This is a genomic window from Canicola haemoglobinophilus, assembly GCF_002015075.1.
GTDB lineage: Bacteria > Pseudomonadota > Gammaproteobacteria > Enterobacterales > Pasteurellaceae > Canicola > Canicola haemoglobinophilus.
Genome location: NZ_MUXZ01000032.1, coordinates 1 through 13,363 on the forward strand (window position 1 = coordinate 1; position 13,363 = coordinate 13,363).

Below are 13,363 nucleotides of genomic sequence, written 5' to 3' on the forward strand. Positions count from 1 at the left end.
TTTTTATGGTTGGGTACATCTGTTTTTAATGCATCTTTGTTAATAGATAGGGTATATGCTTTAGCTGTAATACCGCCTTGTTCTCCCCCAGAAACATTGAGAATACTTTCGCTAGCATCCTTAGCCACTGTGGTTCTTGCATCACTCACTGCAGTATAAACAGCTTTACCACTTACCGCTTTTTCTTCGTTAGAAGTGACCGCACCTTTTTGTAATGCAAAGGTTACGGTAACATCACTACCAGCTGGTGCAGCTGTTGCACTAATATCTGCACTACCAACAAACTTCATCATGCCAGCAGAGAGTTTTAGTTTTTCAAATGAATTTGCTGCTCTACCAGTCTTATTGTCAGTGACTTTCATCGTCACATTTTTCAACTGAGCAACGTTGACAGCGTCGGTATCGGCAGAACCTGCGGCGACGCCGATTAATTGTCTGGTTTTAATCCTGTTATTATCTTGTTTATATGTTTGACTAGCTGCATCCCAATATTTACCCTCGACATTCCCGATAGAAACAGCACCATATCCTGATTGCCACTCCTTATTAGATGAAGTAGATACTGCAAAAGCATTTGGATCATATCCTTGACCACCAGCTGCCCTATCAACATAAGAAGCAGCACCTAAGGCAACTGAATTATCTACTTTAGAAACGGATATCAAACCAAACGCTAAAGCACCATTACCTTCTCCTCTTGCACCTTTACCTAAGGCAAAAGCATTTCCACCATTTGCTCTAGTTGATTGACCAATAGCAATAGTATCTGAGCCTATTGTTTGAGCATCTAAGCCAATTGCAATCGCACTTTTTTCATTATCAGGTCGGTTAGTAGTAGTCGGGTTGTTTTTCGCCCCATAACCAATTGCCACGGAGCCATCAACATCCGACACGGCACCAGCACCAATCGCAATGGCTCCTTCTTTCGCTTTATCATTAGCTTTGTTAATATTTTCATCAACTAAATTGTCATTGATATTCGAATTTCTTGGTTTTGTATTATTCACCGAAAAATACTGCACACTAGAACCGCTTACCACTTTTTTCAATTGCGCTACGTTGACCGCATCTGTATCGGCGGAACCAGCGGCGACACCAGTAATTCTGCGAGTTGCTGTAGAGCCATTACCAACGGAAACTTCGCCATGAGTTGGTTTCCAAATGGCATCTGCCACATTCGCTTCGCTTGTATAAGCTACTTTTGTTGCTGGGTTATAACCAAAATTAGTTAGGATTGCAGTATTTCTTGAGTTGCTTCCTAGAGCCACGCTGTTTGCGAATGTTGCTTGAGCATCAGCACCTAATGCAAGTCCATTAGTATTCAAGGCTTTAGCCGCCTTACCGATGGCAACACCACCATCAATAATTGAGCTATCATGCCCAACTCTCGCACCATCACCAATAATGACCGCACTTGTTGGTTTGTGAGCATTGTTATTATGGGTTCCTGCATCATATCCGATAACAACCGTTTTTTCGCCTTCAGCTTTTACTCTATTACCGATAGCAATAGCGTACTGAGCACTAGCTTCAGATTCATTCGCAAAAGCAAAAGCATTATCTGCGGTTATTTTTGTGTTATATCCCATACCATAAGACTGATTTCCGCTTACCGTAGGAGTTGTGTGTCCATTATCTCGTTTACCAATAAACGCAGATTTATTGCCTGTTACCGCAATATGAGAACCTATGGCAATTGAAAACTCACCTGCAGCACCTGCCTCATCCTTACCAACCCAAGATTTATCTGTATCTGTATCCGTTTGTTTTCCTGTTGAGGCGTAATGACCAATAGCAATTGATTGAGAACCACCAGCTCTTGCATTAACACTTGCAGCTAAAGATTCTTGACCTGTGGTTCTTGCACCTTTACCAACAGCAACAGAATCTTGACCTTTCCCCTCCGCACTATTTCCTAAGGAAATCGCATTAGACTCGGTTGCTTTTGCATTTGGTCCAATAGCGATTGCATCAGCCCCTGATGCTCCCTCATTTGAGTAGTTTCCTGCTTTTAATTTTTCTTTTTCCTCAGCAGTTAAAATATTAGCTAATTTTTCTTTCGTTGTGTCTGCAGCTTTAGCAGCTTCCAATGCCTCCATATATTTCGCAATATCAAATTTATTATTTGTTTGATATTTTGGGTCATTTACTGCTGCTAATGCTTTAAGATTAGTCGCTTTATCTACAATCTCGGTTTTCTTCTCTAACTCTTTTAATTGGTCTACTATCTCTTTAATGTTAGCTTCATTGATTTGTTTCCCGTCCGCTTTTCTCGCATCAACGGTTAATTTTTGGACTTTCAATCTAACATAATTTTTATAATCAACCTCTTTCTGTGCAATTGCTTGCAATTCTTTTCCACTTTTTACAGAGAAAAATCTAACCTTACTATCAGCTTTTTCTGTTGCGCCATCTAAGCGGTCTTCAATAGTTTTTAACTGCGAAACTGTTACGGCATCTGAGTCTCTATAACCTGATGCGACATTAATTATGCGGCGTTCATTACCTCTAGCACCAACAGATAAAACCCCCACTTTTGAAGAAGAAGGAATAGAATATGATCCTCTTGCTGTATATCTAGGTTTGGCAAGTTCTGTTTCTGTGTAATCCACAACAGATCTATAACCTAAAGCCACTGAGTTTGCTAAGGTTGTAGATTGCGCGCCATCACCGATAGCAATACCCCTTTCTACGGTAACTTTTGAGTCATTACCAATACCAATTTGGTAAGACTTATTCCCTCCACTTAAGTGCACCGCATTACCAATACCGATACTTGCCCTTGAATTATTATACACACCATAACCGATAGAAACGGAGTTATCTTTTCCGACCAAAGCACCAATACCAAGACCTACGGAGCCAGCGCCTAACACCGTTGTTGCGGTACCAAGTGCAACGGAATTTTGATGTTCCTACACCAATCGCCATAGAGTTAAAGGCTTCTTTGGAAATATAAGTTAATGCACCAATCCCCACGGAGTTATCGCCTAAAATAGCAGAGCCCGTACCAATCCCCACAGAGTTATCCCCCGAGTTATGGACGTAATAACCCACCGAAACGGCGTGATCGCCTTCTTTTTTGGTCTTCTTAACCTCTTCGGTTGTGGTAATAATGACGTCTCTATCTTTTTCTACTTCAAATTTGAAATCACTAGCAAGAAGCGCTGATATTCTTTGACTAACCGTTTGTAAGCCTGCTTTTGGGGTGGATTGATTTGCTTTAAACCCAGCTTGTACGATTGGGTTATTATCGCCTACTGTGACATCATCAACTGTTGCTGAGTTACCATCCTTGGTATAAATGGCTTGTTGTTTTAATCTATCTAAGAAAGTGTTTTCAGAATTACTGCTTAACTTCGCGTTTGATAATACATTTTCCCCGATAGCCACGGCGCCAGAACCCACCGCTCTTGAGTTAGCACCAAAGGCTAGGGAACCTATATTTGTTGCCTCACTCTTATTACCAATTGCCAACGTATTTGGAGCAAAAACACGTGATTCTTGGCCTATTGCCGTTGCCCCTTCGGCATTAAAGTCTGCATAGGTACGCAAACCAATTGCCGTTGAGTTTTTAGCCAAAGCGAAAGATAAGGTACCTAAAGTGGTAGAAACCGCAGCAGAAGCGACAGATCTTGAACCAATAGCAATGGAACCAATACCTTTAGCAAACGTTGGGGAGTATATACGTTGGTCTTTGTCTTGGTTGCCATCTCTATTTCTTATATATTTTTTCGAAAACTCCGTCCAAGTCATCCCTCCACCTAGAGCATGAGTTGGAGTTACCGCATTATTAAAGTCTCCCGTATAGTCACTATAAATTTTCTTAATCGTCTCTTCTGGCAATCTATCAATATATCCTTCTGCATTAGAAATAACATTACCCCAGTCATTGCTGGCTCCAGCAGCAATATCATCATTACCCAGAGCAATGGAAGATGCACCTGAAGCATAAACATCCGCCCCCACAGCAGTAGCTTGTGCTTTTGCATAAGTCGTACTACCGATAGCCGTTGCCTGTCCTCCTACACCTTTAGCACCTTTACCAACAGCAACTACAGAATTCTCAGTTGCACTAGCATTAATACCTATAACCGTTGAGTCCTGCTTAGTGGAATAAGCCCCACTACCAACAACAGTTGAACCACTACCACTTGCATAGGCGCTGTTTGTTCCTATAACAACAGCGTCTCTTACCTGTTTATTAGCATTACCAGCAACACTATTATCTGTTTTCGCTAAAAGCACAGAGTTGTTTTTATAATATAAACCTCCTGCGGCCCCAGTTTTTCCAGAAGAAACCTCTCCTGAACTAGGTTCGATCTCAAGATATTCCCAAGCATTCGCTTGTTGACATCGTCCCCACAAAAACAGCCACAGCCACCGCAACAGGATTTAAATAGAATTTTGAAAGTTTAGATAAGAAATTATTTTGTTTATTAATATCTGCCGGTTCTTTACCCGCACTTGATGCCTTACATTGCCCTGTGGCTAACTCAGATACGACCACAAAAGAATTGACAGTTTTACTCCAAATAACGCGAAATATCTTATTCATACCGATGTCCTTAATGTTCAAATAACTTAATATAGGTAAATTTTTCTAAATACTCTAATTATCCTCTTTTTGAATAAAAACTCAACAAGTGAAAGAAATGTTATAAAAGTGGATCTTATTTTGCATGATCAATTGGAGCAGTTACCTTAATCCGCAAGAAAGGAAAATAGTAAATTGCTCATTAAAGACATTTAAAAGAGCTGAAGTAAATTTTTGTAAGAAGTTACCGCACTTTTAGCAGTAGAGTAATTTGGGGATTTAATTTAACTTAATTAAGGCGTTATGCCAACGGCATAGCATTTGGAAACAGGTATGAAGGCAAGCGTTTAGGGCTAGTTTATTCTAGCCCTTTATGATTTATCTCATATTAGAAATGACTTTAAGCAAATAAAATTATTCCCCAAGTGATTACAACAATTATCATAGCCACAAAAACTGCTGCGGATCCTTGATCTTTAGCGCATCCAGATAATTCATGGTGTTCTGTACCAATACGATCGACGACTGCTTCAACCGCACTATTCAGCAATTCAGCTACCAATACCAATAATACTGAACCAATCATCAACACGAGCTCAATTTTATCCTTAGCAAGCCAAAAGGCTAAGGGGAGTAAAATACAGCAAGCAAATAATTCATGGCGAAAAGCGGCTTCATTTGACACCGCACTTTTCAGACCTTTGAGGGAATAACCCGTTGATTTAATTAAATGTTCTAATCCAGTTGTTTTTTTCATTTCTTTTCCTAAAGGCGTTTTGCCTCAATCACATCATCTAACTTGGCTAATCTTGCGAGGATTTTACTCAAGATTTGTACGTTATTTAATTCAATTTCCATATCAATAGCAGCCAGCTGTTTTTTAGTATCTGCTCGGCTGGATACGCCTAACACACTGATTTTTTCGTTGGCTAATACGGTGGTTATATCACGCAATAAACCGTTTCGGTCGCTGGCAATAATACGAATACTAATGCGGAAACCGCTGGCATAATTTTTGCCCCAAACAGAATCGACTACACGTTCTGGATGTGCGCTTTGTAACTCCATAAACTGTTCACAATCGCTACGATGAATGGAAATACCTCGTCCCATGGTGATGTAGCCCATGATGTCATCGCCTGGAATAGGCTGGCAACAACGGGCAATATGGTGCATTAAGTTACCGACTCCCTCAACAATCACATAGCCTTTTTTCTCTGTTTTTTGTTGGTTAGCATTATGGGCACTTTTGTTGGCAACATGGCGTAAAATTTCCTCATCGGCTTGCTGTGCGCTCACTTTGATCAGCTTATTTTGCAAAAAGTTAATCAGTTGGTTTAAACGAATATCGCCGCCACCAATGCCAGCATAGAGATCCTCTAGGTTTCTCAAGTTATAACGAGGTAAGCCATGTTGTTCCACTTGCTTTAAGGAAATACCTAAACGCGCGATCTCAGCCTCAAGCAATTCTTTTCCAGCGGGAATATTTTTATCGCGATCTTGTTTTTTAAACCAGTTTTGGATTTTTGCACGCGCTTTTGCGGTATGAGTAAAGCCCAAGTTTGGATTGACCCAATCTCGACTTGGGTTTGGGTTTTTCTGGGTAATAATTTCAATTTGATCGCCCATTTGCAGCTGGTAAGTAAAAGGCACAATACGCCCAGCCGCTTTTGCGCCAATGCAACGATGACCAATTTCGCTATGAATAGCATAAGCAAAATCCAATGGCGTAGATCCTGTGGGTAAATCTACTACCTCGCCTTTTGGCGTAAAGACATAAACACGATCATCAAAGACTTGGCTACGCATTTCTGCCATAACTTCGCCAGAATCCGTAATATCATCTTGCCAAGCTAATAATTTACGCAACCATGCAATTTTTTCTTCATAGCCAGAACGTCCGCCACTGACACCTTCTTTATATTTCCAATGTGCAGCAACGCCTAATTCTGCATCATCGTGCATTTGTTGCGTGCGAATTTGTACTTCAACAGGCTTTCCGCCTTTGCCTAGCACAACAGTATGAATAGATTGATAGCCGTTGGGTTTTGGGTTCGCCACATAATCATCAAATTCTTTCGGCAAATGTTTGAAGTGTGTATGCACAATTCCTAAAGCAGAATAACAATCTTGTAATTTTTGTACGATAATTCTGACCGCTCTTACATCGTATAAATCGCTAAACTCCAAGTGTTTCTTCTGCATTTTTCGCCAAATACTATAAATATGTTTTGGTCGTCCATAGACTTCTACTTGATCCAAATTCTCATTTAGATAGCCACGCAACTCTTGCACAAAATCAGCAATATATTGCTCCCGATCTAAACGGCGTTCTTGTAATAATTTGGCAATAGATTTGTAAGTATCGGGGTGCAAAGTGCGGAAACAATAATCTTCCAATTCCCACTTCAATTGCCCTATACCCAAGCGGTTCGCCAACGGTGCATAAATATTAGAACATTCTTTTGCGGCGAGGACTTTTTCTTCTTCAGAATACAAACGATCTGCATCACGCAAATAGCTAATACGCTCGGCAAGTTTGATGATCACGCAACGGAAATCGTCCACCATGGCCAATAACATACGGCGCACATTATCCACTTGTGAACTATTAGCGGAATGGCTCGCATTCAGTTGGCGTATGTTATCCATTTCCACTACGCCTTTGACCAACTTGCTGATATTGCTGCCAAAATCTTCTTTTATTTGTGCAAGAGAAGTAATTTTATGGTTTACCAATGGATAAAGCATGGCGGTAATCAAACTTTCTGCATCCATATTCAAACTATGCAGAATTTCCACCATTTCCACGCCAGCACGCAGAGAACAAACCAGTTTCTTCTCGGTTTTGCTTTGTGCAATAAGATACTGTTGCTGTGCATAATGCCAAGCCTGTATTAATTTTTGTTCTACCTGTTCAGGTAAAGCTAAACTTTTGCTCCATTGCTCAACCACAAAATCTTGTGGATTAAGTAAATGTGAACCACGCACTGCAACCATAATTCTACTTCCTATTTGTTCCGTTCAAATAAGCTAATACTTTCCAAATGACTGGTATGTGGAAACATATCAATCATTGCGACTTTTTTTAATTGATAGCCAAACTTGAGTAAGATCTCCGCATCACGCACCAGCGTGGCTGGATTACAAGACACATACAATATTTTCTCTGCGGCCAAATGACATAAGGCATTTAAAGCAAATGCGGCACCGCTGCGAGCTGGATCTAATAAGATTTTATTAAAAGGGATTTTTGCCCATTGTTGTTCAGCAAAAGGCTGACTTAAATCGCACTGGTAAAATTGGACATGATGGCAATGGTTTCGTTCCCCATTAAAACGGGCTTTTTCCACCATCGGCAAAACGCCTTCAATTCCTACCGCACTTTTTACTTTTCGGCTCATTGGCAAAGTAAAATTACCCATGCCACAAAATAAATCTAACACATTGTCCGTTTCTTTCAGCTCCAACCAATCTAGTGCTGTATTAATCATGCGTTGGTTAAGTTGGCGATTGACTTGAATAAAATCACGAATATCAAAATGTAAAATCGAACCATCGTCCAATTGGTAATAAGGCAAATTCCCATGCAAATGATGAATATCCAATTCATCTTGCACAAACAGCATTAATTGGTGCTCAAAGGCAAAATTAAGTAACAAAGTGCGGTCATTTTCTGCCAAGTTTTCAGTGACTCGCAATAACATCGCTACGCCATTATCAGCAGCGACTAATTCAATATGCCCCAAGGATTTTGGTTTTGACCAAGTCTGTAACAGCTTAGTTAATTGTGGCAATAAACCATTTAATACAGGTTCAAGCACTTCGCATTGCTGAATACTGACGATCTGTTGTGAGTTTTTTTGCCGAAAACCGATATCCAATTTTTTACTTTTGGTATCCCAGCGTAAACTCAAACGCGCTCTGCGGCGATAATGCCATTCATCGCCAATAATCATCGGCATAAATTCGATAGCTTGAGTTTGCAATTTGGCTAAGCGCTGAAATAAGGCTTTTTGTTTTGCTTCACGTTGCAAATGAATCGGAATATGCTGAGATTGACAACCACCACAAGTTTGATAATGCTCACATTTTGGCACTTGTCGCAAAGGGTTGGCTTGTAAGATTTTTATTGCTCGACCTAATCCATATTGGCGCTTATCGTCAACCACCTGAACTTGCACTTCTTCTTGTGGCAACGCATTTTCAATAAACCACGTTTTCCCTTGAATTTTCGCCACACCTAAGCCCTGATAATCTAAATCTTGAATATGGGCATGAAAAGTTGTGCTCGCTTTTTTTTGTTTTGTGGGCTGATAAAGTAAAACCATAAATTTATATCGACTGAAACTTATTTTGTATATAAAACGTTCTGGGTAAATAATTCGCGACTTTTTAAAGGTTTATTGCCCAAATAAGGTTTTAAGGCAATACGGCTAAAGCGCTTAGCTGCCTGTAATACGGCTTTATCCACAAACTCTCTGCGCTCAAAAGCCAATAATTCACGGCCGTAAAAAGTTAAATTATCTTTGATTAGAGAAGCAATAAAGCCTTTTTCCTCTCGATAACGATAAGTCATGTTTTCATCAACAGGTTTTCCCGAACCTGCACAATGGCAGAAATCCACGGCATACCCCAAAACAGCTAACAATTGAAACTCGAAAGTGCGTAAACTTTTTTCCAGTTCTTGTGGCGAACGAGCCAACTCCGTTAAACATTGTAAATAATCTTGAAAGAGATCTGGATAAGCAGTTTCGGGCTCTAATAGGCGAGCAATTAGCTCATTTACATAAAATCCACTATAAAGTGCGGTAGTTTGTAGCGGTAAACTTAACGATGCCGCCTCAGCTTTGATCAAAGTTTTTAACTCGCCACGCCCAGACCAATTAAGTAGCAATGGTGTAAAGGGTTGTAGCAAAGATTTCCATGGTGAACGTTTCGCTCTTGCGCCTTTTGCCAGCACAGTCAAACGACCATATTCTTCAGTGAATAACTCCACCAACAAACTCGTTTCACTATAATCTCGCCGATGTAAGACAAAACCACGTTTTAAATTACTCATCATTTTATCCCCCACCCCATTTCAAACGGCGCATAGTTTAACAGATTTTTTCTTCAGCATAATCTTCATTTGGGATTTATTTTTATCTCAAAAAGCCATTAGAAAATTTCTTTTAATTAGTTATAATTGCTCTCCATTTAGTCGGGGTGCTGTGAAAACAGCTGAGATAATACCCGTGAACCTGATACAGCTAATACTGACGTAGGAAACTAATAGAAAACTTAATTATGCACATTTCATTTTATTCACATCTTCCTTTTCTCTCTGAAATTTCTTTGCTGTGGTAACAAAATATGTATAGCGTAGAAATTCAAAATCTTAAATTAGCCTTTAATGCGCAAGTTTTATTTGAGCAATTCAATTTCACCTTGCCACAAGGAAAATGGACAAGTTTATTGGGCGCTTCTGGCATTGGTAAATCCACTTTATTGCGTGTTATTGCAGGCTTAGAAAAAGAGTCGATTTTGCAAGGAAAAATCAACTTTGCACCGAATACAAAACTCGCTTGGCTAGCGCAACATGAGTCACTTTTTCCTTGGTTGTCTATCGTAGATAACGTACGCTTACATGCCCATTTAACAGGGCAAAAAAATGCGGAAAACCTTGATAAAGCCTTACACTTGCTAGAATTAGTAAAAATGACCCCGCACTTAAACAAGCCTTGTTATCAGCTTTCGGGTGGGCAAAAACAACGTGTGGCTTTAGCACGAACGCTTATGCAAGATGCGAATTTAATTTTAATGGATGAGCCCTTTTCAGCCTTAGATGCCGTTAGTCGCTATCAACTGCAAGATCTTGCCTATCAGTTATTGGTAAATAAAACGGTTTTATTAATTACACATGATCCGCAAGAGGCAATTCGTTTAAGTCATCATATTGCAATCCTTGCCAAGCAGCCTGCTTGTTTGACTGAAATAACGCAAATTCAAGGCGTTCCGCCTAGAGCTTTGACCGAAACAGAATTTAGCCAATTACAGCAACAATTAATTGAAGTTTTAAGTGAGGGCGGATTAAGATGAAATTTTTATTTGCCGCAAAATCTTTTGTGATTACTGCATTATTAATTTTACTTTGGCATTGCATAGTTTCTTTTGCGGATCTACCAGCCTATATTTTTCCTAGTCCAAAAGCCGTGGCAACAACTTTTCTCAGCCATTACGATCTTATTTGGGATCATGCGCAAATTACTTTGCTAGAAATAGGCTTAGGCTTAACTATTGGGATTTTACTTGGCATATTTTCCGCATTGTTACTGAGTTTATCGCGCTTTCTTTCTTCTCTTTTATTACCGCTCTTTATTATCTCGCAAGCCATTCCAGTATTTGCGGTTGCGCCTTTATTTGTATTGTGGTTTGGCTACGGCATGGCATCAAAAATTGTGATGACGGTGCTTATTATCTATTTTCCTGTAACAGCAAGTTGTTTTGATGGGTTAAGACAAACGCCACAGGCATGGTTGGAACTGGCACAAACTTACAGGCTTTCGCCATTACAGTTATTGTTAAAAGTGCGCTTGCCAGCCGCTTTACCTTCGCTCAGCTCTGGTATTCGTATTGCGGTATCCGTTGCCCCGATTGGCGCAGTAGTTGGGGAATGGGTTGGTTCTTCACAAGGCTTGGGGTATTTGATGTTGCATGCGAATGCAAGAATGCAAGTGGATTTAATGTTTGTGGCACTTTTCACGTTGTTATTAATTGCCTTAACTCTTTATCTAAGTACCGACAAACTACTGAAAAAATGGATCCCTTGGGTTAATCAAGTGCGGTAGGTTTTGTGAAATTTTTGGAAAAATTTGCAAACACATCGACTTAATCGCAAAATAATACTGTTTAGTAAATAGGATAACCAAATGAGCAAAAAATTAATCACAAAGAAAGAGTCAATGGCTTGGTGGAATTGTCTTTCAGAAGAGTGGAGAGATCTTTTTTTGTATGCCTTAGAAATTACTCTGGAAGAATTTCAACAGCAGCCAGGATTTTATTTAGATGAGTTGATGACGTTAAAAAGTTTTGAGCTTGATATGAACGAAATCCAAGATATTTCCGCCTTAGGAAATTTAATACAGTTAACAGAGCTTACGATTTTTGATAACCCGATCCAAGATATTTCAGTCTTAAGGAATTTAACGCGGTTAACGGATCTCACTCTTTCGGATAACAAAATCCGAGATATTTCAGTTTTAAAGAATTTAATGCAGTTAAAAGGGCTTGGGCTTGGAAATAACCAAATCCAAGATATTTCGATCTTAAGGAATTTAACGGAGTTAACGGAGCTTACTCTTTCTAATAACCAAATCCAAAATATTTCTATCTTAGGGAATTTAACCCAGTTAACAGGGCTTTGGCTTAATCATAACCAAATTCAAGATATTTACCCTTTAACGAAATTAATAAATTTGGAATATCTAAATTTAGAAGGTAATCCTCTCACTCAACAAGATATTGGCTGGTTACAATCTAAACTACCTAATTGCGAAATAAAATTTTATTAATGAAAACAACAGTTCTTTTTGACAATATTGCTGAATATCTCAGCCAGCTATTAAGCCCAGACTAACATTCGGTTTATATTGCAGAGGCGTGTCTAACTAATTGTTCGCCTAATTTAAATAGTTGTGATATCTCTATATGACACATAAGGAAGAACAATCTTTCCTTATGGATAACATTATTAAACGCTTGGAAATTCAGAAAAACTATGGGTTGTTGGAAGAGGATGAAGATATTGAATGAAAGAGGTCAGTTGCAAATTTATCGCTTCCAACAGCAAATTAAGGAGATTATCACCGCACTTGAGCCAAATGTCTTCGGCGTGCGGTCAATTTTTTCTTTGTAATCCTGTTTAAATTCCGTTAAACTCTAGTTCGATTTTTAGTCGGGGTGCTGTGAAAGCAGCTGAGATGATACCCGTGAACCTGATACAGCTAATACTGACGTAGGAAACTAAATTATGCCAATCAAAATACCTTTCTTATATCCAAATTTTCCTCATCAATCCTTTTGTTTAACCGCATTGGTTTAATCATATTTAGTTCTTTGAGCTAATTATCGGATTTGTTTACCTTAAATTTATCTCAAGCCAACAGGAGAAATCATGTCTTTTACACAGCAGCTAATCCAGCAGGCACAGCCCCATTGGGATGCCTATGTTAATCACGATTTTGTGCAACAGTTAGAACGAGGAACCTTGCCTTTGCAGAACTTTCAGCACTATCTCAAACAAGATTATCTCTATCTTTTGCAATACAACCGCGCTTTTGCCCTAGCCATTTATAAAGCGGATAGCTTCAAACAAATGGAAATAGCCCATCAATCCGTTGCGGCGTTGTTGCACGAAATTCAGCTGCATATTGGTTTTTGCAAAGAATGGGGCATTGATGAAAAACAGTTGCTCAATACGCCAGAATCCGCTGCTTGTGTTGCCTACACTCGTTATGTGTTGGATTGCGGTATGACGGGCGGATTAGCAGAACTTTATGCCGCCATTATGCCTTGTGCCATTGGTTACGCGGAAATTGGGCGAACCTTGGCTCAACGAGGGTTAAGCCCTGCTAATAACCCTTATCAAATTTGGATTGACACTTACGCATCTGAGGAATTTCAGCAAGCGAGCCAAGCCCTTGCAGATAACCTTGATTTATTGTGTCAGGACATTTCCTCAGCTCAACGCCAAAAATTGCAACAGATTTTCACAACGGCAACCCGTATGGAAGTCGCCTTTTGGCAAATGGGTTTGGATCTCAGTTAACTCTCATCTAAAAAGGA

General features: G+C 39.6%; 10 protein-coding genes, 1 pseudogene and 2 riboswitches. Of the genes and pseudogenes, 4 read left to right on the plus strand and 7 right to left on the minus strand.

The annotated features are described in order from the left end of the window. From B0186_RS09330 to recO, 7 genes and pseudogenes are all read right to left on the minus strand, one after another. Positions 1-2,876: pseudogene (locus tag B0186_RS09330) on the minus strand (hypothetical protein); the annotation flags it as partial. After that, positions 2,821-4,368, minus strand: a complete 1,548-nt coding sequence (locus B0186_RS09335; RefSeq protein WP_143411954.1) for a hypothetical protein — start codon at positions 4,366-4,368, stop codon at positions 2,821-2,823. The pseudogene B0186_RS09330 and the gene B0186_RS09335, both read right to left, overlap by 56 nt. Further along, positions 4,325-4,558, minus strand: a complete 234-nt coding sequence (locus B0186_RS09340) for an ESPR domain-containing protein (protein WP_078219117.1) — start codon at positions 4,556-4,558, stop codon at positions 4,325-4,327. The genes B0186_RS09335 and B0186_RS09340 overlap by 44 nt, the downstream gene beginning before the upstream one ends. Before the next feature lie 379 nt (positions 4,559-4,937). Beyond that, complete coding sequence (locus B0186_RS09345) at positions 4,938-5,294, minus strand: diacylglycerol kinase (protein WP_078219118.1); 357 nt, start codon at positions 5,292-5,294, stop codon at positions 4,938-4,940. A gap of 8 nt (positions 5,295-5,302) precedes the next feature. Then, a complete protein-coding gene (gene relA, locus B0186_RS09350; protein ID WP_078219119.1) occupies positions 5,303-7,537 on the minus strand; it encodes a GTP diphosphokinase in 2,235 nt (744 codons plus the stop codon). 11 nt (positions 7,538-7,548) lie between these two features. Further along, positions 7,549-8,868: a 23S rRNA (uracil(1939)-C(5))-methyltransferase RlmD gene (rlmD, locus tag B0186_RS09355; protein ID WP_078219120.1), complete on the minus strand. Its 1,320-nt coding sequence runs from the start codon at positions 8,866-8,868 to the stop codon at positions 7,549-7,551. A 20-nt stretch (positions 8,869-8,888) separates the two neighbouring features. Then, a complete protein-coding gene (gene recO / locus B0186_RS09360; protein ID WP_078219121.1) occupies positions 8,889-9,602 on the minus strand; it encodes a DNA repair protein RecO in 714 nt (237 codons plus the stop codon). A gap of 129 nt (positions 9,603-9,731) precedes the next feature. Next, positions 9,732-9,824: riboswitch (TPP riboswitch) on the plus strand. A gap of 68 nt (positions 9,825-9,892) precedes the next feature. On the opposite strand from recO, the gene B0186_RS09365 reads away from it, so the two are divergent. The 4 genes from B0186_RS09365 to tenA all read left to right on the plus strand — a co-directional run bounded on the left by B0186_RS09365 (position 9,893) and on the right by tenA (position 13,346). Continuing rightward, positions 9,893-10,618 (plus strand): ABC transporter ATP-binding protein, encoded by a 726-nt coding sequence (locus B0186_RS09365; RefSeq protein WP_078219122.1) that lies wholly within the window; start codon positions 9,893-9,895, stop codon positions 10,616-10,618. Next, positions 10,615-11,367 carry an ABC transporter permease gene (locus tag B0186_RS09370; RefSeq protein ID WP_078219123.1) on the plus strand — a complete coding sequence of 251 codons (753 nt, stop codon included), beginning with the start codon at positions 10,615-10,617 and terminating at the stop codon, positions 11,365-11,367. Before B0186_RS09365 ends, B0186_RS09370 begins: the two co-directional genes overlap by 4 nt. An 81-nt stretch (positions 11,368-11,448) precedes the next feature. Further along, on the plus strand, positions 11,449-12,090 hold the full coding sequence (locus B0186_RS09375) for a leucine-rich repeat domain-containing protein (protein WP_078219124.1): 642 nt from the start codon (positions 11,449-11,451) through the stop codon (positions 12,088-12,090). Between the two features lie 374 nt (positions 12,091-12,464). Next, a riboswitch (TPP riboswitch) is annotated at positions 12,465-12,557 on the plus strand. A gap of 135 nt (positions 12,558-12,692) precedes the next feature. Continuing rightward, on the plus strand, positions 12,693-13,346 hold the full coding sequence (gene tenA, locus B0186_RS09380; RefSeq protein WP_078219125.1) for a thiaminase II: 654 nt from the start codon (positions 12,693-12,695) through the stop codon (positions 13,344-13,346). The last annotated feature ends 17 nt before the right edge of the window (positions 13,347-13,363 follow it).